Annotated in this window: 18 protein-coding genes and 1 rRNA gene; 8 read left to right on the top strand and 11 right to left on the bottom strand. The window is 69.5% G+C overall.

Annotated features, from left to right (window positions below; translation table 11 throughout):
- Positions 1–80, bottom strand: a 16S ribosomal RNA gene (locus tag O2L01_RS00005); the annotation flags it as partial.
- 666 nt (positions 81–746) lie between these two features.
- On the opposite strand from O2L01_RS00005, the gene O2L01_RS00010 reads away from it, so the two are divergent.
- Together O2L01_RS00010 and O2L01_RS00015 are read left to right on the top strand one after the other, a co-directional pair.
- Positions 747–1,172, top strand: a complete 426-nt coding sequence (locus O2L01_RS00010) for an OsmC family protein (protein ID WP_270119280.1) — start codon at positions 747–749, stop codon at positions 1,170–1,172.
- 206 nt (positions 1,173–1,378) lie between these two features.
- Positions 1,379–2,671 carry a KamA family radical SAM protein gene (locus tag O2L01_RS00015; protein ID WP_270119281.1) on the top strand — a complete coding sequence of 431 codons (1,293 nt, stop codon included), beginning with the start codon at positions 1,379–1,381 and terminating at the stop codon, positions 2,669–2,671.
- Positions 2,672–2,736: 65 nt separating this feature from the next.
- Here the strand turns inward: O2L01_RS00015 and O2L01_RS00020 are convergent, their stop codons facing one another.
- The gene (locus tag O2L01_RS00020) at positions 2,737–3,489 is read right to left on the bottom strand and encodes an NAD(P)H-dependent oxidoreductase (protein WP_270119282.1); all 753 of its coding nucleotides are present in this window, start codon (positions 3,487–3,489) and stop codon (positions 2,737–2,739) included.
- A gap of 131 nt (positions 3,490–3,620) precedes the next feature.
- Here O2L01_RS00020 and O2L01_RS00025 point away from each other — a divergent pair, with 131 nt between their 5' ends.
- Positions 3,621–4,478 carry a helix-turn-helix transcriptional regulator gene (locus tag O2L01_RS00025; RefSeq protein ID WP_270119283.1) on the top strand — a complete coding sequence of 286 codons (858 nt, stop codon included), beginning with the start codon at positions 3,621–3,623 and terminating at the stop codon, positions 4,476–4,478.
- A gap of 21 nt (positions 4,479–4,499) precedes the next feature.
- Here the strand turns inward: O2L01_RS00025 and O2L01_RS00030 are convergent, their stop codons facing one another.
- The 3 genes from O2L01_RS00030 to O2L01_RS00040 are packed head-to-tail and all read right to left on the bottom strand — an operon-like array spanning position 4,500 to position 7,144.
- Positions 4,500–5,432, bottom strand: coding sequence for an NAD(P)-dependent oxidoreductase (locus O2L01_RS00030; RefSeq protein ID WP_310286592.1), 933 nt, complete (start codon positions 5,430–5,432; stop codon positions 4,500–4,502).
- Positions 5,396–6,262 (bottom strand): NAD(P)-dependent oxidoreductase, encoded by an 867-nt coding sequence (locus O2L01_RS00035; protein WP_270119285.1) that lies wholly within the window; start codon positions 6,260–6,262, stop codon positions 5,396–5,398. The genes O2L01_RS00030 and O2L01_RS00035 overlap by 37 nt, the downstream gene beginning before the upstream one ends.
- A 15-nt stretch (positions 6,263–6,277) precedes the next feature.
- Positions 6,278–7,144: an imine reductase family protein gene (locus O2L01_RS00040; RefSeq protein ID WP_270119287.1), complete on the bottom strand. Its 867-nt coding sequence runs from the start codon at positions 7,142–7,144 to the stop codon at positions 6,278–6,280.
- Between the two features lie 140 nt (positions 7,145–7,284).
- Between O2L01_RS00040 and O2L01_RS00045 the strand changes: the two genes are divergently transcribed.
- A complete protein-coding gene (locus O2L01_RS00045; protein ID WP_344469027.1) occupies positions 7,285–7,641 on the top strand; it encodes a winged helix-turn-helix transcriptional regulator in 357 nt (118 codons plus the stop codon).
- A gap of 42 nt (positions 7,642–7,683) precedes the next feature.
- Here the strand turns inward: O2L01_RS00045 and O2L01_RS00050 are convergent, their stop codons facing one another.
- The 4 genes from O2L01_RS00050 to metH all read right to left on the bottom strand — a co-directional run bounded on the left by O2L01_RS00050 (position 7,684) and on the right by metH (position 13,204).
- Positions 7,684–8,208, bottom strand: a complete 525-nt coding sequence (locus tag O2L01_RS00050; RefSeq protein WP_270119290.1) for a DUF2087 domain-containing protein — start codon at positions 8,206–8,208, stop codon at positions 7,684–7,686.
- Positions 8,209–8,265: 57 nt separating this feature from the next.
- Positions 8,266–8,934, bottom strand: coding sequence for an HAD family hydrolase (locus tag O2L01_RS00055; protein ID WP_270119293.1), 669 nt, complete (start codon positions 8,932–8,934; stop codon positions 8,266–8,268).
- 76 nt (positions 8,935–9,010) lie between these two features.
- On the bottom strand, positions 9,011–9,568 hold the full coding sequence (locus O2L01_RS00060) for a thymidine kinase (RefSeq protein ID WP_270119295.1): 558 nt from the start codon (positions 9,566–9,568) through the stop codon (positions 9,011–9,013).
- Between the two features lie 90 nt (positions 9,569–9,658).
- Positions 9,659–13,204 carry a methionine synthase gene (metH, locus tag O2L01_RS00065; RefSeq protein ID WP_270119298.1) on the bottom strand — a complete coding sequence of 1,182 codons (3,546 nt, stop codon included), beginning with the start codon at positions 13,202–13,204 and terminating at the stop codon, positions 9,659–9,661.
- Between the two features lie 102 nt (positions 13,205–13,306).
- Between metH and O2L01_RS00070 the strand changes: the two genes are divergently transcribed.
- The 4 genes from O2L01_RS00070 (at position 13,307) to O2L01_RS00085 (ending at position 16,974) form a co-directional block, all read left to right on the top strand.
- Positions 13,307–13,441 carry a hypothetical protein gene (locus O2L01_RS00070; protein ID WP_270119300.1) on the top strand — a complete coding sequence of 45 codons (135 nt, stop codon included), beginning with the start codon at positions 13,307–13,309 and terminating at the stop codon, positions 13,439–13,441.
- Between the two features lie 47 nt (positions 13,442–13,488).
- Positions 13,489–14,127 carry an MSMEG_1061 family FMN-dependent PPOX-type flavoprotein gene (locus tag O2L01_RS00075; RefSeq protein WP_270119302.1) on the top strand — a complete coding sequence of 213 codons (639 nt, stop codon included), beginning with the start codon at positions 13,489–13,491 and terminating at the stop codon, positions 14,125–14,127.
- Between the two features lie 115 nt (positions 14,128–14,242).
- Entirely contained in the window at positions 14,243–16,210 is a 1,968-nt protein-coding gene (locus tag O2L01_RS00080) for a TPM domain-containing protein (RefSeq protein WP_270119304.1), read from the top strand.
- Between the two features lie 47 nt (positions 16,211–16,257).
- The gene (locus O2L01_RS00085; protein ID WP_270119305.1) at positions 16,258–16,974 is read left to right on the top strand and encodes a PspA/IM30 family protein; all 717 of its coding nucleotides are present in this window, start codon (positions 16,258–16,260) and stop codon (positions 16,972–16,974) included.
- A gap of 51 nt (positions 16,975–17,025) precedes the next feature.
- On the opposite strand, the gene O2L01_RS00090 is transcribed toward O2L01_RS00085, so the two are convergent.
- Positions 17,026–17,913, bottom strand: coding sequence for a phenylalanine 4-monooxygenase (locus tag O2L01_RS00090; RefSeq protein ID WP_270119306.1), 888 nt, complete (start codon positions 17,911–17,913; stop codon positions 17,026–17,028).
- 72 nt (positions 17,914–17,985) lie between these two features.
- Positions 17,986–19,641 carry an enoyl-CoA hydratase-related protein gene (locus tag O2L01_RS00095; RefSeq protein ID WP_270119308.1) on the bottom strand — a complete coding sequence of 552 codons (1,656 nt, stop codon included), beginning with the start codon at positions 19,639–19,641 and terminating at the stop codon, positions 17,986–17,988.
- Between the last annotated feature and the right edge of the window lie 49 nt (positions 19,642–19,690).

Genomic DNA, 19,690 nt, shown 5'->3' on the forward strand with positions numbered 1-19,690 from the left:
AGCGGGCCTTTCCGTTCGACTTGCATGTGTGAAGCACGCCGCCAGCGTTCGTCCTGAGCCAGGATCAAACTCTCCAACAAAAACCTGTTGCGCACTGAACCCTTACGGACCCAGCGACTTTGGTATGTGTCGAAGCATGTCCTGACCGATTTTCAACGGGACACCAAGCAAGTGTCCCAAGGAAAAGACAGTCAAAAACAGTACCAACCAAGAACCGCCGAAACCTTGTCCAGCGACCTCGATCAGCCCGCACGCTGACCATCCAAACACCCTGTTGAGTTCTCAAACAACACGCCAACTCAAGTCGATCCATCAAATTGGATTCGGCCTCAGCCGGAGCAACCCGAACAACATTACTAGTCTCGAACCGCGCTGTCTAACTGGGGGTCATTGACCCTCGTCACATGCGATTGAGCCTCTATGGAGTCTCAGGATCCCGCGCCTCGATCCGGACCGCGCCATGACTCCTTGAGTCCGTCGCGTGCCTCCGTGATCTCCGGACCGGCCTCGTTTTCCTCGGCTGTTCCGTTCCCCCGCGGGCAAAGACAAATATACACACCCTCGAAGGGGCCGAAACCAGGGGGGTCGCCTCCCGTTCAACGATACGCTTGACCAGCGGAGACATCAAGGTCTTGCGAGAAGTCCGCGGCAGCACGGTGCACCAGGGCCGCCCACGCAGACGGTCTCTTCACCGCAGCTTCGGCTGTTAGCCTGCGAGCGAAGGAACTCCGATCAGAGGAGAAGGCATGACAGCCACTCGCAATGCAAGCACCCGCTGGACCGGCGACCTCCAGGAAGGCAACGGCGTCACCAGCTTCCTGTCTTCCGGACTGCCGGACACTCCGGTCACCTGGGCCGCGCGCACGAACAACCCGGAGGGCAAGACCAGCCCGGAGGAGCTCATCGCGGCGGCGCACACCTCGTGCTTCTCGATGGCGTTCTCGGCCGCACTGGCGAAGGCCGGGCACACCGCGGAGGAGATCGTCACTGAAGCCGCCGTCACCTTCAAGCCCGGCACGGGGATCACCGACATCGCCTTGACCGTCAACGCCAAGATCCCCGGGCTCGACAACGACGAGTTCCAGAAGATCGCGCACGGCGCCAAGGAGAACTGCCCGGTGAGCCAGGCGCTGAAGGCGGTCCCGATTTCACTTGAGGCGACGTTGGGTTAGGGTCGTCACAAACGCCTGAAAATTTCATATTCACGCACAGTGTGCGCGAAAGCATCGGGTGCACCATCCGTGACCGTTATGTCACGGAGCCGGACGCGGGCGGTATCGCCCTCGGGGCGGCGAGGTGGTCGTTGGTTTCGCGCACTTGTTTGTAACCAGGCCTGCCTGCCCAGTTGCAAACCGATACTGCAGAGGAGGGGGTTCTCGTGACTGCTCCTGAAGACACCGGTAGGCGGTTCCAGGCCTACACCATCCGCCACCTGGACGAGTTGCTCCAGCGAGCGCCGCTGACCGAGGAGCAGCGGCTCCGGACAAGGGCGGTGGCGTCAGTACTGCCGTTCCGAACGAACGCCTACGTCGTCGATGAGCTGATCGACTGGGCCGATCCGTTCGAGGATCCGATGTTCCGGCTCGTGTTCCCGCAGGAGGACATGCTGCCGTCCGAGGACGTCGACCGCATCGCGGCCCTGCTCCAGAACGACGCCTCCAAGCAGGAGGTGACCGCGGCCGCGAACGAGATCCGGTTCCGGCTGAATCCGCACCCGGCCGGGCAGCTCGCGCTGAACATCCCGAAGGCCGGCGAGGAGCCGATCCCGGGGTTGCAGCACAAGTACCGGGAGACGGTGCTCTTCTTCCCGCAGCAGGGGCAGACCTGCCACGCCTACTGCACCTACTGCTTCAGGTGGGCGCAGTTCGTGGGGATCGCCGATCTGAAGATGGCGAACAACGACGTCGAGCAGTTGACCGGCTACGTGCGGGATCACCCGGAGGTGAGCAGCGTGCTGCTGACCGGCGGGGACCCGATGATCATGGGCGAGCCGGTGCTGCGGCGGTACATCGAGCCGCTGCTCGAGATGGACCACGTGGAGTCGATCCGGATCGGGTCGAAGGCGCTGGCGTACTGGCCGCAGCGGTTCGTGTCGGATCCCGACGCGGACGACACGCTGCGGTTGTTCGAGCGAGTGGTGGCGTCGGGGAAGAACCTGGCGTTCATGGCCCACTTCTCGCACCAGAAGGAGCTGGACTCCGAGATCGTGCGGGAGGCGGTGCGCCGGATCCGCGGCACGGGTGCGGTGATCAGGACGCAGGCGCCGCTGATCAGGACGATCAACGACGACGCGGAGCAGTGGGCGGGGATGTGGCGGACCCAGCACAAGCTGGGGATGATCCCGTACTACATGTTCGTCGAGCGCGACACGGGGCCGCAGGACTACTTCTCGGTGCCGCTGGTGCGGGCGTGGGAGATCTTCCGCGACGCGTTCAGCCAGGTGTCGGGGTTGTGCCGGACCGTGCGGGGTCCGTCGATGTCGGCGACGCCGGGGAAGGTCGCGGTGGACGGGGTCGTGGAGATCGGCGAGGAGAAGGTGTTCGCGCTGCGGATGCTGCAGGCCAGGGACCCCGATCTCGTGGGGCGGCCGTTCTTCGCGAAGTTCGACGAGAACGCGGTGTGGGTCGACGACCTGAAGCCGGCCTTCGCGGACAAGTTCCCGTTCGAGTAGTGCGGTAGGAAGCGAGTGTGAGGGCCGGAGCGGCGATGCCGCTCCGGCCCTTCTGTGTTCGTGGTCTATCGGGCGATGTGCAGGGCGAATCCGGTGGTGCCGGGGGCTTCGCGGCCGGGCAGGAGGCGGCGGTGCTCGTCGTAGTCCTCGGACTGCTTGCGGTAGGCGATCGGTTCGGTCTCGGTGAGGGTTTCGAGGCGTTCGCGCAGGTGCTTCACGGTGTCGGTGTAGCGGGCGGCGTCCATGCCGAGGGCGGAGGTGACGACGACGGGCGGCAGGACCGCCATGCCGGGGTAGAAGAGGACGCCGTGCTGAAGCGGGAAGAGCAGGTCGTCGATGTGGCCGTTGACGCCGCGTTCGGACAGGTGGTCTTCGGCGGCGCCGGTGGTCACGATGACCATGGCGCGCTTGCCTTTCAGGACGCCGTCGCCGAAGCGGGGCCAGTCGTGGGTGGGGCCGTAGCCGAAGCCGCTGGTGAAGACGCGGTCGAACCAGCCCTTGAGGATCGCGGGGACGGTGTACCACCAGAGGGGGAACTGGAAGATGACGTTGTCCGCGGCGAGCAGGTGCTCGTGCTCGGCCTTGATGTCCGGGGCGAGGGATGCGTTGGTCCAGGCTTCGCCGGCGGCGGCGATGAACCGTTCGCTGTCGGTGGGGCCGAAGTCGTCGTAGTCGGCGACGGCCTTCCAGTTCATCGCGTAGAGGTCGGCGACGGTGACGGTGTGCCCGAGGCCTTCGAGGGTCAGGACGGCTTCGTCGCGGAGGGCCGCGTTCAGGGAGCCGTTGTCGGGGTGGGCGTAGACGATGTGGGTTCTCATGCGGACCATGCTGCTGCGATCGGAGGAAGGCTGCCAGACGTCTGTTCGACCTGGGGTCGTTCGACCCTAGGACTGACAGACCTAGGCACTCGCGCGGATTCGCGGCGATACTTGCCGCGGAGGTTTGCGTGATGACACCTGATGCGACAGAGGCCGAGATCCACCGACTCGAGGACGTGGTCGACCTCGGGAAGTTCCTGCAGGCGCGGCGCGCGCGCGTGAACCCGGGGGACGTGGGGCTGCGGGAGGACGCGCGGCGGCGCGTGCCGGGGCTGCGGCGGGAGGAGCTGGCGCTGCTCGCCGGGGTGAGCGTGGACTACTACACGCGGCTGGAGCAGGGGCGGGCGAAGCACCCGTCGGATCAGGTGCTGGACGCGGTGGCGCGGGCGCTGCGGTTGGACGAGACGACGCGGGCGCATCTGCACCGGTTGGCGGGGAACTCGCGGTTGAGTCCGTTGCAGGCGCGGACGGGGGTGCGGCCGTCGCTGCAGACGATGCTGGCGGCGATCGACGCGTTCCCGGCGCTGATCATGAACCACCGGCAGGACGTGCTGGCGTCGAATCGCTTGGCGCGCTTGCTGTACGGAGGGTTCGGGTGGGACTTGGAGGCGAATCCGAACTTCGTGCGGCTGCTGTTCGACGACGACTCGCGCGAGTACTTCCCGGACTGGGACTCGGTGTGCGCGCTGGAGACGGTGGCGCAGTTGCGGAAGATGGCGGCGCTGTTCCCGGACGACGCGGCGATGACGTCGCTGATCGGCGAGTTGTCCGTGCGGCACCGGTTCTTCGCGGAGTTGTGGGCGCGGGCCGAGGTGCGCGACTGCAACATCGGGTTCGTGCGGTTCGAACATCCGATGGTGGGGGCGCTCGAGCTGTACAAGGACCAGTTCCGGGTGGCGGACGGGTCGGGGCAGATGCTCGTGGCGCTGACGGCCGCGCCGGGGACCGACGACTACGACAAGCTGGCGCTGCTGGGGGCGGAACGGTAGTCCCGGCCCGCCCCCGGGGCGTTAGCGGATGGTGAGCTGCTCGATGACGCTCACCCAGTCGGCGGTGTCGCGGCCGGTGGCGGCGAGTTCGTCGAGGCGCTTCTTGAGCGGTTCGAGGAAGTCGGCGCCGACGCCCTGCTCGCGGCTCGCGGCGATGATCGAGGCGAGGGCGGGCCGGGTGAAGGCGACGTCCTGGCCCGGGGCCGGGTCGTACGCACCGGAGTCGACGAGCGGGGCGTAGCCCTGCATGGCCGGCAGGATCGCGGCGAGCCAACCGGTGACCTCGTTCGCGGTGTCGGCGGCGGGGACGCCGACGGTGCGCATCATGGCAACGGCGTGGAGGAAACCGCCGAACATCTGGTACATCGACGCCAGGAGCGCCATGTCCTTGAGCGAGGCGAGGCCGGCGTCCGCGCCTTCGTATTCGGCGGTGCCGAGGGTCTCGAGGGCGGGCCTGGCGATGCCGAAGGCGTTCTCGTCCCCGGAGTAGAGGAGGCGGGCGCCCGGCTGCCCGATCATCCCGGGGACGGCCATGATCGCGCCGTCGAGGTAGGTGATGCCGTGCTCGGCGGCCCAGGCCGCGGTCGCCCGGGACTCGTTGGGCGTGGTGGTGGTGACGTTGACGAGGACCTTGCCCTTGAGCTCGGCCGCGACCGGCTCGAGGTTCTGGTGGATGCTCGCGTGGTCGAGGAGGACGGCGATGACGATGTCGCCGGCCTCGATCGCCTCGGTGATGGTCGCGGCGGCTTGCGCGCCGGCCTGGACGTGCGGTTCGGTCTTGGCCGCGGTGCGGTTCCAGACCGTGGTGGCGTAGCCGGTCTCGCGCAGGCGCGCGGCGACGGCCGAGCCCATCGCGCCGAGGCCGAGGATGCTGACGGTTCCCTTGGACATGCGGTTTCCCTTGGTGTGCTTGGTGTTCAGTGGATGGTGAGGCGTTCGATGACGCGGGGCCAGTCGCTGTCGCCGTGGCCGGTCGCGGCGAGTTCCTCGAGGAGCTTCTGGTGCGGTTCGAGGAGGTCGGCGCGGACGCCCTGCTCGCGGCTGGCGGCGATGAGCGACCTGATGCCGAAGCGGTCGAAGTCGACGCTCTGGCCGCCGGTGTCGTAGGTGCCGCCGTCGACGATCGCGGCGAGGTGCCTGCCGCTGGGCAGCATGGCCGCGAGCCAGGCCTCGGTCTCCTTCGCGGTGTCGGCGGCCGGGACGCCGACGGTGCGCATCATGGCGATGGCCTGCACGTAGCCGAGGAACATGAGGTCCATGGCCGAGAGCAGGGCCATGTCCTTGAGCGAGGCGAGGCCGGGGTCCTCCCCCGTGTACTCGGCGGCGCCGAGCGTCTCGAGGACCGGCCGGACCGCGTCGAACGCGGGCCGGTCGCCGGAGTAGAGCAGGCGGGCGGCCGGGCCGCCGATCATCGCCGGGACCGCCATGATCGCGCCGTCGACGTAGGCGATGCCGTGCTCGGCGGCCCAGGCAGCGGTCTCGCGGGCCTGGTTCGGCGTGGTCGTGACGAGGTTGACGACCGTCCTGCCCTTGAGGTCGGCGGCGACCTGGTCGAGGTGTTCACGGACGCTCGCGTGGTCGAGCAGGACGACGATGACGGTGTCGCTCGCCCGCACAGCTTCGGCCACGGTGGCCGCGGCTTGCGCACCCGCCTGGACGTGCGGCTCGCTCTTGGCCGCGGTGCGGTTCCAGACCGTGGTGGCGTGCCCAGTCTCGCGCAGGCGCGCGGCGACGGCCGAGCCCATCGCGCCGAGGCCGAGCACGCTCACGGTGTTCGCTGACATGGCTTGCGTCCCTTCCTAAGCGGTGGCGCCGCGGATGAGCCGGTACACGGAGACGAATTCGCCGGACTCCTCGGTGGCGTCGATGGCCCGCCGGTAGTAGTCCTGGACGGTCCTGGTGAGCGAGGCGTCGACCCCGGCGTCCTCGCTCGCGTCGATGACGTGCTGGGCCCCGGCGTGCATCATCTTGAGGGCCGCCGGGTCGCCCCAGCCGCCCTGCTTGGCGGCCTCGGCGAAGAAGAGCGTGAAGTCGCGCTGGCTCTGGGCGTCGTCCTTGGTGAGCTCGAGGTACCGGTCGACGCTGCCGCCGGAGCGCTCGATCATCGCCAGCGCCTGCTGGAGCGCGATGAGGTAGGAGTGGAACTGGGCGAGGCCGGCCTGGTAGTAGAGCTGGGCGAGGCCGTAGTCGGCGCCGAGGTATTCGTTGGCGCAGAGCAGTTCGAGCAGGGGGCGCAGTTCCTCGTGGAGGTCTTTGGGGCCGCTGACGTAGAGGTGGGAGGCGGGGTGCTGGATGTCGTCGCTCTGGGTCATGTAGGCGCCGGTGAGGAAGCGGGCGCCGCGTTCGAGGACCCAGCTCGCGCCTTTGCCGGTGTTGGCCGGGGAGTCGGAGGAGAGGTTGACGATCGTCTTGCCGGTGAGGTCGGCGTCGGCGAGGGTGCCGTACATGGCGTCGTAGTGGATGAGGGAGAGCAGGACGGTGTCGTTGGCGGCGACGGCCTCGGCGGCGGTGGCGGCGGGTGTGGCGCCGAGTTCGACGAGGGCTTCGGTCTTGCCGGGGGTGCGGTTCCAGACGGTGACGTCGAGTCCGGCGGCGAGGAGGATCCGCGCGGTGGCGCGGCCCATCGGTCCGAGGCCGACCACGGTGACGGATTGCTTGGCAGACATGTTGTGCCCCTTGGGAAGTGGTGGATTCCTGTGTGTCTTGACGGGATCCATCGTCGGTCGCGGCGGGTAGGCTTCGCAAGACCGCACTTCCGGGTGGGGTTACTTACCGGGACGTTCGCAATATGGTCGGGAGGGCCGCGATGCAGACGATGGGTGACGCAGATCAAACCTGCGGGATGTCGATCGCGATCGATGTGGTCGGCGGCAAGTGGAAGATGCATCTGATGTGGGTGCTGGCGGAGGGGCCGGTGCGGTTCGGGCAGATCCGGCGCAAGCTCGACGGGGTGAGCGAGAAGGTGCTCGCCGAGAATCTGCGGCAGATGGAGGCGCACGGGGTCGTGCACCGGGAGCTGTACGCGGAGGTGCCGCCGCGGGTGGAGTATTCGCTGACGCCGCTGGGCGAGCAGTTGAATCAGGCGCTGCAACCGCTGGAGGTCTGGGGTGACGCGAACCGGGAGGCGCTGGCGCCCCGGTTGGTGGAGTCTCGCCCCTGCTGAGGGTGCGGGAATCCCCGGTCGGTCGGGGATTCTCGTGTCGTGCTAGATCGGCGGGGCTTCGCGGCGGCGGTATTCGGTGCCGCCGAGGTCCCGTTCGAGGAGGAGTTCGTCGATGAGGTCGCGGCGCAGTTGCAGCGGGTCGTCGAATTCGGCGGCGAGCGTCTCGTTGACTTCCCGTTCGGTGTAGGTGCGGTCGAAGGCGAAGTGGCGGTTCGCGAGGTCGCGGAGGAGTTTGACGCGGGTGCGGCGGTTGACGGGCAGGGTGGGGATGCGGCCGTTCGAGTAGAGGTGGGCGACGTCGGGGCTCACGCCGGGCGGTGCGTCGGGGGCGGCTTCGCGGGCTGCCGCGGCGGCGGCTTTGAAGGCGTCGGGGGCGGCGCGGACCTTGCCGTCTTCGCGGACGGCGAGGCCGGCTTCGAAGAGGCGGGTGAGGGCCTTCTCGGCGCGGGGGTGCCGGGTCTTCAGGTCGGCGACGCTGGTGCCGGGGTCGTGGAGGACGAGGTCGGCGAAGACGCGGAGGCGTTCGGGGTCGGCGAGTGCTTTGACGATGAGATGGCTTGGCTCCATCGGGACAGACTGGTAGGTACCGCCCGGGTCGTCAAAGGGTTATCGCGCCGGTGCGGCTCAGGCGAGGCCGCGGAGGTAGGCGAGGTCGACTCCGGCGAGGGTGTCGAGGCGGCGTACGTGGAGTTCGGCGGGGAGGTCGACTTCGCTGGGGATGGCGAGGGTGACCGCGCCGGAGGCGAGCCCGGAGCCGACGCCGGAGACGGAGTCCTCGAGGACGACGCAGCGTTCGATGTCGACGCCGAGTTTCGCGGCGGCGGTGAGGTAGGGCTCGGGGTGGGGTTTGCGCTGGTCGACCTCGTCGCCGCAGAGGGTGAGGTCGAAGTTCTCGGGGCCGACGAGGCCGATGATGATGTCGGCGAGTTCGCGCGGGGTCGAGGTGACCAGGGCGGTGGGGACGCCGGCGGCGCGGCATTCGAGGAGGAGTTCGCGGGCGCCGGGCTTCCAGTCGACGCCTTGGGCGAAGAGCGCTTTCATGCGGGAGCGCAGCCAGGTCTGGTGGTGGGGGGTTTCGGTGAGGGGGATGCCGAGGCTTTCGAGGAGCATGACAACTGAGGCGTCCTCGTTGGTGCCGACCATGCGGGAGCGGACCTCGGGGTCGAGGGCGCCGCCGAGGAGGCCTGCGAGTTCTTCGATGCCGGTGTCCCAGACGCGTTCGCTGTCCACGAGGGTGCCGTCCATGTCGAAGAGCACGGCTTGCGGGAACGCGGCTTCCGCTTGGTCAGTCACGGTGTCAACAGTACGGGCGGGGCGGCTGGGCCGGCCCGTGTCGAGGCGGGGCCGCGAGCGGGCTCACACCGGGTCGTCAGGCGAGGCCGGCGCGGTGGTGGCGGCGGCACAGGACGGTGTAGGAGTCCATGTCGCCGACTTCGACGAGGTCGCCGGCGAAGGTCATGACGCCGTCGCGGACGCGGGCGTTGTGGGTGCCGCGTTCGCCGCACCAGCAGTTGACGCGGACGGGGAGTTCTTCGACGCGGTCGGCGAGTTCGATGAGCCGCTGGGCGGCCGGGAAGAGGCGGCCGAGGAAGTCGGTCTTGAGGCCGAAGGCGTAGACGTCGAGCCCGAGGCCGTCGACGGCGTCGGCGAGGTGGTTGATCTGGCGGGGCGCTTCGAGGAACTGGACCTCGTCGACGATCACGTACGGCGGCTTGATGGCGGCGAGGTCGTCGTAGATGTCGAAGCCGGGTTTGACCTCGCGGGCTTCGTGGCTGAGGCCGATGCGGCTGGAGACGACGCCTTCGCCGCCGCGGTCCATGGAGGTGTAGACGACGCCTTGGCCGCCGAGGGAGTGGTGGTACTGGAGCGCGAGGGTGGACTTGCCTGCGTCCATGACTCCGAGATAGGCGACGAGTTCGTGCGACATGGTTCTATGGTGCCGAACCCGCGGCGGGGCTTCGGCAGTGGCTCGGCACGCGGTGCCCGGCACCCCAATGGCGTCGGGCACGCGCGCGCGTCACTTGGCGTTGAAGTAGCTCGCCTCGGGGTGGTGGAGGACGATCGCGTCGGTGGACTGCTCCGGGTGGAGCTGGTCCCCTTCGGACAGTTCGACGCCGATGCGGTCGGCGCCGAGGAGTTCGACGAGGGTGGCGCGGTCGGCGAGCTCGGGGCAGGCCGGGTAGCCGAACGAGTAGCGGCAGCCGCGGAAGTCGACGTCGAAGTAGCCCTTGAGGTCCCCGGGGTCCGCGTCCGCGACGGTGCCGCCCGAGGGCAGGACCCATTCGCGGCGCATGCGCCGGTGCCAGTACTCGGCGAGCGACTCGGTGAGCTGCACGGTGAGGCCGTGCACCTCCAGGTAGTCGCGGTAGGCGTTGGCCTGGAACAGCTCGTTGGTGTACTCGGAGACCTTGGCGCCCAGGGTGACCAGTTGCATGCCGAGGACGTCGAGGCGTTCGCCGTCCTTGGCGCGGAAGAAGTCCGCGAGGCACAGCCGCCGGCCCTGCCGCTGGCGCGGGAAGGTGAAGCGGGCGCGCTCGGAGTGGCCGTTCTCGTCGAGGACGACGAGCGAGTTGCCCTCGGAGTAGGCCGGGAAGTACGCGTAGGCGACCTTGGCGTCGAGGACGTTGTCGGTCATGAGCCGGTCGAGCCAGTAGCGCAGGCGCGGGCGGCCCTCGGTCTCGACCAGTTCCTCGTAGGAGGGCCCGTCGCCGCGGGCGGGCTTGAGGCCCCACTGGCCGAGGAAGGTGGCGCGCTCGTCGAGCAGCGCCGCGTACTCGGCGAGGGCGATGCCCTTGATGACGCGGGAGCCGTAGAACGGCGGGACGGGTACCTCGACGTCGGTGGCGACGTTGGAGCGCACCGAGGTGTCGTTCAGGTCCGGGAGGGTGTCCGCGACCATCGTGGCCTGCTTGGCGCGGCGTTCGCGGCGCAGCGCGATCTTCGCCTCCTTCTCGGGGTCGACGATCGGCGTGCCGGTGCGGCGGGCGGTCATGACCTTGTTCATGAGGTCGAGGCCTTCGAACGCGTCGCGCGCGTAGTGGACCTGGCCGCCTTCGAACATCTCGCGGAGGTCGTCCTCGACGTACGCGCGGGTGAGCGCGGCGCCGCCGAGGAGGACCGGCCAGCGCGTGTGCATCGAGCGGGCCATCATCTCGGCGAGGTTGTCCTTCATGATGACCGTCGACTTGACGAGCAGGCCGCTCATGCCGATGACGTCGGCCTGGTGCTCTTCGGCGGCGTCGAGGATGGCGTTGATGGGCTGCTTGATGCCGAGGTTGACGACGGTGTAGCCGTTGTTGGACAGGATGATGTCGACAAGGTTCTTGCCGATGTCGTGCACGTCGCCGCGGACGGTGGCGAGGACGATGGTGCCCTTGTCGGTGGAGTCGGCCTTGTCCATGTGGGGTTCGAGGTGGGCGACGGCGAACTTCATGGCCTCGGCGGACTGGAGGACGAACGGCAGCTGCATCTGGCCGGAGCCGAAGCGGTCGCCGACGACTTTCATGCCTTCGAGGAGGTGGTCATTGATGATGTCGAGGGGCCGCTTGCCTTCGGCCATGGCGTCGTCGAGGTCGGTGTCGAGGCCGTTCTTGTCGCCGTCGATGATGCGCTGGGCGAGGCGTTCGCCGAGCGGGAGGGCGGCGAGGGCTTCGGCGCGGGCCTCCTTGGTGCCGGCGAGGCTGACGCCGTCGAAGATCTCGATGAGCTTCTGGAGCGGGTCGTAGTCCTCGGCGCGGCGGTCGTAGACCATGTCGAGGGCGACCTGCTTCTGCTCCTCGGGGATCGAGGCCATGGGCAGGATCTTGGAGGCGTGGACGATCGCGCTGGTGAGGCCCGCTTCGACGCATTCGTTGAGGAACACGGAGTTGAGGACCTGGCGGGCGGCGGGGTTGAGGCCGAAGGAGATGTTGGAGACGCCGAGGGTGAAGTTGACGCCCGGGTAGAGGCGGGCGATCTCGCGGATGGCGGCGATGGTCTCGATGCCGTCCTTGCGGGTCTCCTCCTGGCCGGTGGAGATGGGGAAGGTGAGGGCGTCGACGAAGATGTCCTCGATCTTCATGCCCCAGGTGCCGGTGAGGTCGTCGATGAGGCGGGCGGCGACGCGGACCTTCCAGTCGCGGTCGCGGGCCTGGCCCTCCTCGTCGATGCAGAGGGCGACGACGCCGGCGCCGTGCTCGGCGACGAGCGGCATCATCCGCTGGTAGCGGGAGTTGGGGCCGTCGCCGTCCTCGAAGTTGACGGAGTTGACGACGCATTTCCCGCCGAGGGCCTCGAGGCCGGCTTCGACGACGTTCGGCTCGGTGGAGTCGAGCATGATCGGGAGCGTGGAGGCGGTGGCGAAGCGGGAGGCGAGGACCCGCATGTCCTCGGCGCCGTCGCGGCCCACGTAGTCGACGCAGAGGTCGAGGAGGTGGGAGCCGCCGCCGGCCTGCTCGCGGGCGATCTCGACGCAGCGGTCGTAGTCGGCGGCGAGCATGGCGTCGCGGAAGGCCTTGGAGCCGTTGGCGTTCGTGCGCTCGCCGACGTTGAGGATCGAGGCGTCCTGGCGGAACGGGACGTGGTGGTAGGAGGAGGAGACGCCCGGTTCGAGGACGGGGGTGCGCTCTCTGGCGGCGACCGGGCTCCCGGTGCCGGGGGCGCCGCCGAGGCGGGCGCGCACGGCGCGGATGTGGTCGGGGGTGGTGCCGCAGCAGCCGCCGACGAGGCTGACGCCGAAGTTCTTGACGAACTCCTCGTGGGCGTCCGCGAGCTCTTCAGGGGTGAGCGGGTAGACCGCGCCGTTGGGGCCGAGCGTGGGCAGGCCGGCGTTCGGCATGACCGAGATCGGGACGGGCGAGTGGCGGGAGAGGTAGCGAATCGATTCGCTCATCTCGTCCGGGCCGGTGGCGCAGTTGAGGCCGATGAGGTCGATGCCGAGGGCGGCGAGGCTGGTGAGGGCTGCGCCGATCTCGCCGCCGACGAGCATGGTGCCGGTGGTCTCGACGGTGACCTGGGCGATGATAGGCACGTTCGTGCCGAGGGCGGCGTTGGCGCGCTTGGCGCCGATGACGGCCGCTTTGGCCTGGAGGAGGTCTTGGGCGGTCTCGACGAGGAGCGCGTCCGCGCCGCCTTCGATGAGGCCGGCCGAGCATTCCTGGTAGTGGTCGCGCAGGAGCGCCATGGGCGCGTGGCCGAGGGTGGGCAGGCGGGTGCCGCCGCCCATCGAGCCGAGGACGAAGCGGGGCCACTCGGGGGTGGCGTACTCGTCGCATTTCTGGCGGGCGAGGGCGGCGGCGGCGCGGGCGAGCTCGCGGGCGCGGTCGACGATGTCGTACTCGACGAGGCCGCCGTAGTTGGCGTTGAAGCTGTTGGTCTCGACGCAGTCGGCCCCGGCGGCCAGGTAGGCGTCGTGGATGCCCAGGACGATGTCCGGGCGGGTGAGGCAGAGGATGTCGGAGAGGCCCTCGTGGCCGTCGTAGTCCTCCATGGTGGGGTCGAAGGTCTGCAGCATCGTGCCCATGCCCCCGTCGGCGATGACGACGCGACGGTTCAAGGTTTCGAGGAACAGACTCTTCTCAGACACGGGGTCAAGGGTACTGGGGAGTGCCGCTGAGTGGGAACTCGGTTTCACAGAATGGGCACCGTGTCGGGGGAAGATCACACTCGGACGAATAGGATGGGCGGCATGGAGATACTCCTCCCCGTCATGTTCGCCTTCATCGGCGCCTACGTCCTGTACTGGGTCGTGCGGATGGGGGTGCGCGACGGCATCGCGGACGCGGACGAGCGCCGCGGCGAGTCTGGACCGGAGCCGGACTGACGGCGTAGCATCGGGTCGTAACGGCCGCCACCGCCGAAGGGACCCATATGGACTCGCCCGACCGTCACCTGTGGACCGAAGTCACCGACCCCGTGAAGCTCCAGGAGATCGTGGGCGAGGTGGCCCAGCAGGCGGCCACGAAGGAGCGCGACCGGCTCCACGCGCGCGACCGCGAATGGCTCGCCGCCTCCCCCTACTGCGTCATCGCCACGTCAGACGCCGACGGCAACTGCGACGCCTCCCCCAAGGGCGACCCGGCCGGGAAGCTCGTGCACGTCCTCGACGACGGCACGGTCGCCATCCCCGAGCGGCCGGGCAACCACCGCGTCGACGGGTACCACAACGTGCTCGCCAACCCGCACGTCGGCCTGCTGTCGCTCATCCCCGGGCGGCGCGAGACGCTGCGGATCAACGGGCGCGCCCGCGTCGTCGCCGACGCGCCGTTCTTCGACGACATGGTCGTCAAGGGCCACAAGCCGATCCTGGCGCTCGTGGTCGAGATCGACACGATCTACTTTCACTGCGGCAAGTCCGCGATGCGCTCGGGGATCTGGAAGCCCGAGACGTGGGCGCCCGACTCGCTGCCGCAGCACGCGCAGCTCGTCAAGGAGACCCAGGTCGTCGACGCCACGCTCGAGGAGCTCATCGACAAGTACGGCCCGAGGTACGAGGCGGGCCTCTACTAGCGGCCGATCCGGTCGGGGCGGGCTGTTTCACCGAATCGAGCATCACCTGAGGTTTCTTCCCTAATCTGAATTCGCGATATTCGCAGCTCAGCACGCGGGGAAGCCGGGGGCGCCGATGTCGGCATCAGTGAGGTACGCGGCGGCCGTACTGGCCGCCCTCTGGTTCGCCCTGGCAGGCTCCGCCGCTTATGCTGTCGCGCCCCCCGAGCTCGACTCCGGCGCGGTCACCGACCAGGTGGGCGCGATCGCCGACCGTGGCGCGGAGGTCGACGCCGCCATCGACGAGCTGCGGTCCGAGGCCGCGATCGGGCTGTACGTGGCGTACGTCGACTCATTCTCCGGCTACGACCCGCAGGACTGGGCGAACCAGACCGCCATGCGCAGCGACCTGGGCACCAACGACATCCTGCTCGCCGTCGCCACCGGCGACCGGCGATTCTCGTGGTCTGTGGAGTCCGCGTTCCCCCTCTCCGACGAGCAGTTGAACGAGGTCGCCACGACCGCGATCGAACCCGCGCTCGCCGACGACGACTGGGCGGGGGCCGCGATCGCCGCCGCCGACGGCTACCGCGAGCAGGCCACCGGCGAGTCGAGCGGCGGCGCGGGCTGGGTCATCCTCCTGGTCGTCCTTGCGGCGATCGCGCTCGTCGTGTTCCTCGTCTGGCGGCGGCGCCGCGCCAAGACCGGTGCGCCCCCGGGCGACCCGGTCCCGCGGATGTCGACCGAGGACCTCGACCGGGAGGCGAGCCGGCTCCTCGTCGAAGGGGACGACGCCGTCCGCACCAGCGATCAGGACCTCGGCTTCGCCGTCGCCGAGTTCGGGCAGGAGAGCACCGCCAAGTTCGCGGCCGCCCTCGACACCGCCAAGAGCGAGCTCGCCGAGGCCTTCCGACTGCGCCAGACCCTCGACGACGAGGTGCCCGACACCGAGGAGCAGCACAGGGCGGTCCTGACCGAGATCGTCGACCGGCTCACGAAGGCCGACAAGGAACTCGACGGCGCGGCGGCCGAGTTCGAGGAGTTGCGCGACCTCGGCCGCCGCGCACCCGAGGCGATCGAGAAGCTCACGGCCGACGCGGCGGCGCTCGCCGGGCGCACCGGCCCGGCGAAGGAGGCGCTGGCCGCGCTCGCGGCCGCCTACCCGGCGTCGGCGTTCGCCACGGTTGCCGCCAACGCCGAGGACGCCGAGGACCGGCTCGCGTTCGCCGACCGGAGCCTCACCGAGGCCCGCGAGGCCCTCACCGCAGGCGAGAACGGGCGGGCCGCCGTCGGGGTGCGCGCCGCCGAAGGCGGTCTCGCCCAGGCGAAGCAGCTCCTCGACGCCGTGACCGGCCGCCGGACCGAGCTCGCCGAGGCCGAACGGAACCTGCCCGGACTCGTCGCCTCGCTGGGCCAGGACATCGCCGAGGCCGAACGGAAGGGCGACGGCTCCCTCTCCTGGGAACGGCTCCGCCGCGCCGCCGCCGACGCGCGCGCCGTCACCGCCTCGATCGAGGCCGCGCGGGCCGCCGGGCCGGTGGACCCGCTCGACGCCGTCCGCCGACTCGAGCAGACGCAGGCCGCCATCGGCGGCGAGCTCCGGGCCGTGCGCGACGAACAGGAGCAGCGCGAGAGCGCGAAAGCCCAACTGGCGCATACCATCGCGAACGCCGCCGCCACGGCCGCCGCCGTGGAGGACTACATCAACACCAACCGCGGCGGCGTCGGCACCGAGGCCCGCACCCGCCTCAACGAGGCGAACCAGCAGCTCGACGCCGCCCGCGCGCTCGAACCGTCCGATCCTGTGCAGGCCCTCGCGAGGGCGCAGCGGGCCGACCAGCTCGCCGCGGCCGCCTCGCGGCTCGCGCAGCAGGACGTGAACGCGTACCGCGATCCCGGCTTGCCCGGCGGCTTCTCGGGCGGCATGGGCGGCGGCGGGAACGCCGGGGCGATGCTCGGCGGCATCCTGCTCGGCGGGATCCTCAACGGCTCCGGCGGCCGCGGCGGCGGGTTCGGCTCGCCCGGTTCGTCGCGCCGGCGCGGCCCCTCGCCGGGCTCGTTCGGCGGCGCGGGCACCCGCAGGGGCGGTGGTGGCCGATTCTGACGACCGCGAGGACCAGCGACCAACCGATCCGAAAGGTGTGTGGACCAATGACCAAGAAGCAGTCGATCTTCGGCCGCATCGGCCAACTGCTCAAAGCGAACATCAACGACGCCATCGACTCCGCGGAGGACCCGGAGAAGATGCTGACCCAGATGGAGCGCGACTACAAGAACAGCATCGCCGACGCCGAGAGCTCCATCGCCGAGACCATCGGCAACCTCCGGCTCATGGAGGAGGACGCCGCCGCCGACAAGGAGGCCGCGCAGGAGTGGGAGAACAAGGCCCGCAACGCCAGCCGCAAGGCCGACGAACTGCGCGCCGCCGGCAACGCCGCCGAGGCCGACAAGTTCGACAACCTCGTCAAGGTGGCCCTGGGCAAGCAGCTCGAGCTCGAGAAGGAGATCAAGGCCGCCGAGCCGACGATCCGGGCTCAGCAGGAGGTCGTGGACAAACTCAAGAACGCGCTCAACCAGATGAAGACGAAGCTCACCGAACTGCAGTCCAAGCGCAGCAGCCTGGTCGCCCGCGCGAAGACCGCGCAGGCGCAGAAGCAGGTGAACGAGGCCATCGGCAGCGTCGACATCATGGACCCGCTCAGCGAGGTCAACCGCTTCGAGGAGAAGGTCCGCCGCGAGGAGGCCAGGGTCCGCGGCCAGGCCGAGCTCTCGATGTCCTCGCTGGACAAGCAGTTCGAGAGCCTCGACGGGCTGGAGGACGACGCCGAGATCGAGGCCCGGATGGCCGCGCTCAAGAGCGGCGGCTGACGCAGGGGTTCACGCGGCCGGGCTCCTCTGCCCGGCCGCTTCGCCGTGCCGCTAGCGGGTGTCGGCCTTCAGCCGCGCGATCGAGTCGTCGTCGCAGGTCGCCCAGAACTCCCCCACCACGTCCTCGAGCCGCTCCATCGAGCCCGCGTCGAACAGGTGGTCCTGGTACTTCGTGATGTCGTAGTCGATGGTGCCCATCGTGACCAGGTCGAGCGGCATGATCTCCATGCCCCGGAACTCGTCGATCTCCCCGTACGAGGAGAGGATGCCCGCGCCGTACGCCTTGAGGCCGTCCTTCTCGCTCATGACCCCGAACTCGAGGGTGAACCAGAAGACGCGGGAGACGAACTCGAGCGCGTCCTCGGAGTGGACGCGGCGGGCCGCCTCGCCCGCGACCCGGTACAGCGCGGCGAACCGCGGCGAGGCGAGCGCGTTGGCGTGCCCGATGACCTCGTGGATGACGTCCGGTTCAGGCGTGTAGAGCGGGACCGAGTGGTGGCGGATGTACTGGGTCGCGTGGAACTTCCCGTCCGCGAGCACCCCGTAGAACTCGCGCAGGGGCACGAGCCCCGCGGCGGGCAGGTAGCTGAAGCCGGTGAGCGGCTCCAGGGACTCGGAGACCTCGTGGAGCTGCGGGATGTGGTCGGCGGGGAGTTTGAGGCGCTCGGCGCCCTCCAGGTACTCGTGTGCGGCCAGGGCTTGGTGTTTCACGGCGAGTTCGGCGCTGACCAGCCGCCATATCTCGTGCTCGGTGTCGGTGTAGGAGACCGCCGGCATAGGTTGGCCGGGTTCCCAGTCCAGGGCGAGGGCCGCGATGGCGTTGCGCCGCTCGCGGTACTCGGGGTCGGCGAAGCCGGGGTGGTTCTCACCCAGTTCCACGCTGACCGTGCCGTCGGCGCCGGTGTTGACCGGCGCGAAGTACTGTCCTTCTTCGAACATAAGAACAGTCCATCAGGTGGGACGGCACCTGTCAACGCGGTGGGCGGATCGGCAAGCCCTGTCCTCGCTCTTCTAGCGGAACCGCAGCTTCTCGGGGGTCTCGGTCGGCGCGGCCTTGCCCAGGAACGCGCGGCGCTTGGCGTCGAAGCCGTGGCGGTCGTCGAACATGTCGCGGGCCATCTCGGCCAGCTCGATCGTCTGGTAGTACGACAGCGGCTTCGACTCGGCGCGGCGGCGGGCCTTCGCGGCGAACATGCGCCCGCGCGTGACCGGCTCGTTGTAGCCGATCGCGACGGCCCGCAGCCAGTTCTGGAACTCGTCCCAGTCGCGGGGCCCGACGGCGCCGATGAGGCCGATCTGCTTGGCCTCGGCCGCGGAGATCGGCAGCTTCTCCCCCAGGAGCCGGTCGGCGGTCGGCTCGCCGACGCGGTTGGCGACCGACCAGGTGTGCAGCTCGGAGCCGAAGATGCCCATGTCGTAGTACGGGTTGAGGACGATGCCGTCGCGGGCGACGGTGACGTCGGCGCAGAGCGCGGCCATGACCCCGCCGGCGCCGGCGTTCGCGGAGAACGCGGCGACGGTGAGCTGGTCGGCCTGGGCGATGGCGAGGCACAGCTCGTCGATCGCGTTGATGTTGTCCCAGGCCTCGGCGGCCGGGTCGGCGGCGGCGTCGATGACGCCGAGGTGGATGCCGTTGGAGAAGGCGTGCTCGGTGCCGGTGATGACGAGGATGCGGGTGTCCTCGGTGAGGGCCTTCTCGACCGCTCCAGTGAGGCGGCGGCACTGCTCGGTGTGCATGGCGCCGTTGTAGGAGCGGATCGCGAGGTACCCGACGTCTCCTTCGCGGCGGTACACGGACTCGGCGACGGCCTCGGGCGCGGGTTTGAAGGGCGCGCTGGTGGCGTCGATGACCATGGCCGCGGGGAGCTTCGGGCCGCGCTTCTTCTGCAGGAGGGCGGCGTAGCCGACCCAGAGGGTGCCGCGGCCGGTGGCGAAGGCGACGGCCTCGCAGTCGCGGCCGACGATGGTGCCCGGCTCGGCGCCGGTCTCCTCCGCGGTGGCGGCGGCGTCGAAGAGGCAGTAGGTGCGGCCGTCGAGCACGGCGGGCGCGCCCGGGGCGCCGTCGGCGGCGGCGATGCGGCGGGCCAGCTCGGTCGCCGAGGCGCGCCAGTCGAGTTCGAAGGCGCTGCGGCGCAGGAGCGGCAGTTCACCCGTACCGGGGACGGGCTGCGGGAGCTCCTCGGCGGGGACGGGGCGCTCCCCGTTCTGCACCTTGCGGACCACGGTGGCGACGCACTCCATGGCGGCATCCGCGACCCGGCTGTTGTACAGCGCCGACTTGGTGATCCCTTCAGGGACGTCGAATGTGGAGCAGGCCCAGACCGGTCCGGCGTCCATCTCCTCGACCGCCGAGAGCGCGGTGACGCCCCAGCGGGGGCCCTGGCCGAGCAGGGTGTGGTCGAGCGAGGACGGCCCGCGGTCGCCGACCGGTCCGGGGTGGACGATCACGGTGGTCCAGCGGCGCCAGACCTCTTCGGGCACACGGTGCTTGAGGAACGGGCACAGGATCAGGTCCGGGTCGATCCGCTCGACTGCGCGGGTGAGCGACTCGGGGGCGTCGTGGGCCGGGGCGAGTTCCACGCCGACCTCGTGCCCCTGCTCGCGCAGGGTGCACCAGACGCGCTGGGTGAGCCCGTTGAATGCGGACGCCAGCAGCAGGATCTTCAATTCGACTCCAGGAGGACGGGGAGTCGGCCACGCTCAACTGTGAGCGTAC

The organism is Glycomyces lechevalierae (genome assembly GCF_027622945.1).
In the GTDB taxonomy this organism is placed as follows: Bacteria; Actinomycetota; Actinomycetes; order Mycobacteriales; family Micromonosporaceae; genus Glycomyces; species Glycomyces rutgersensis.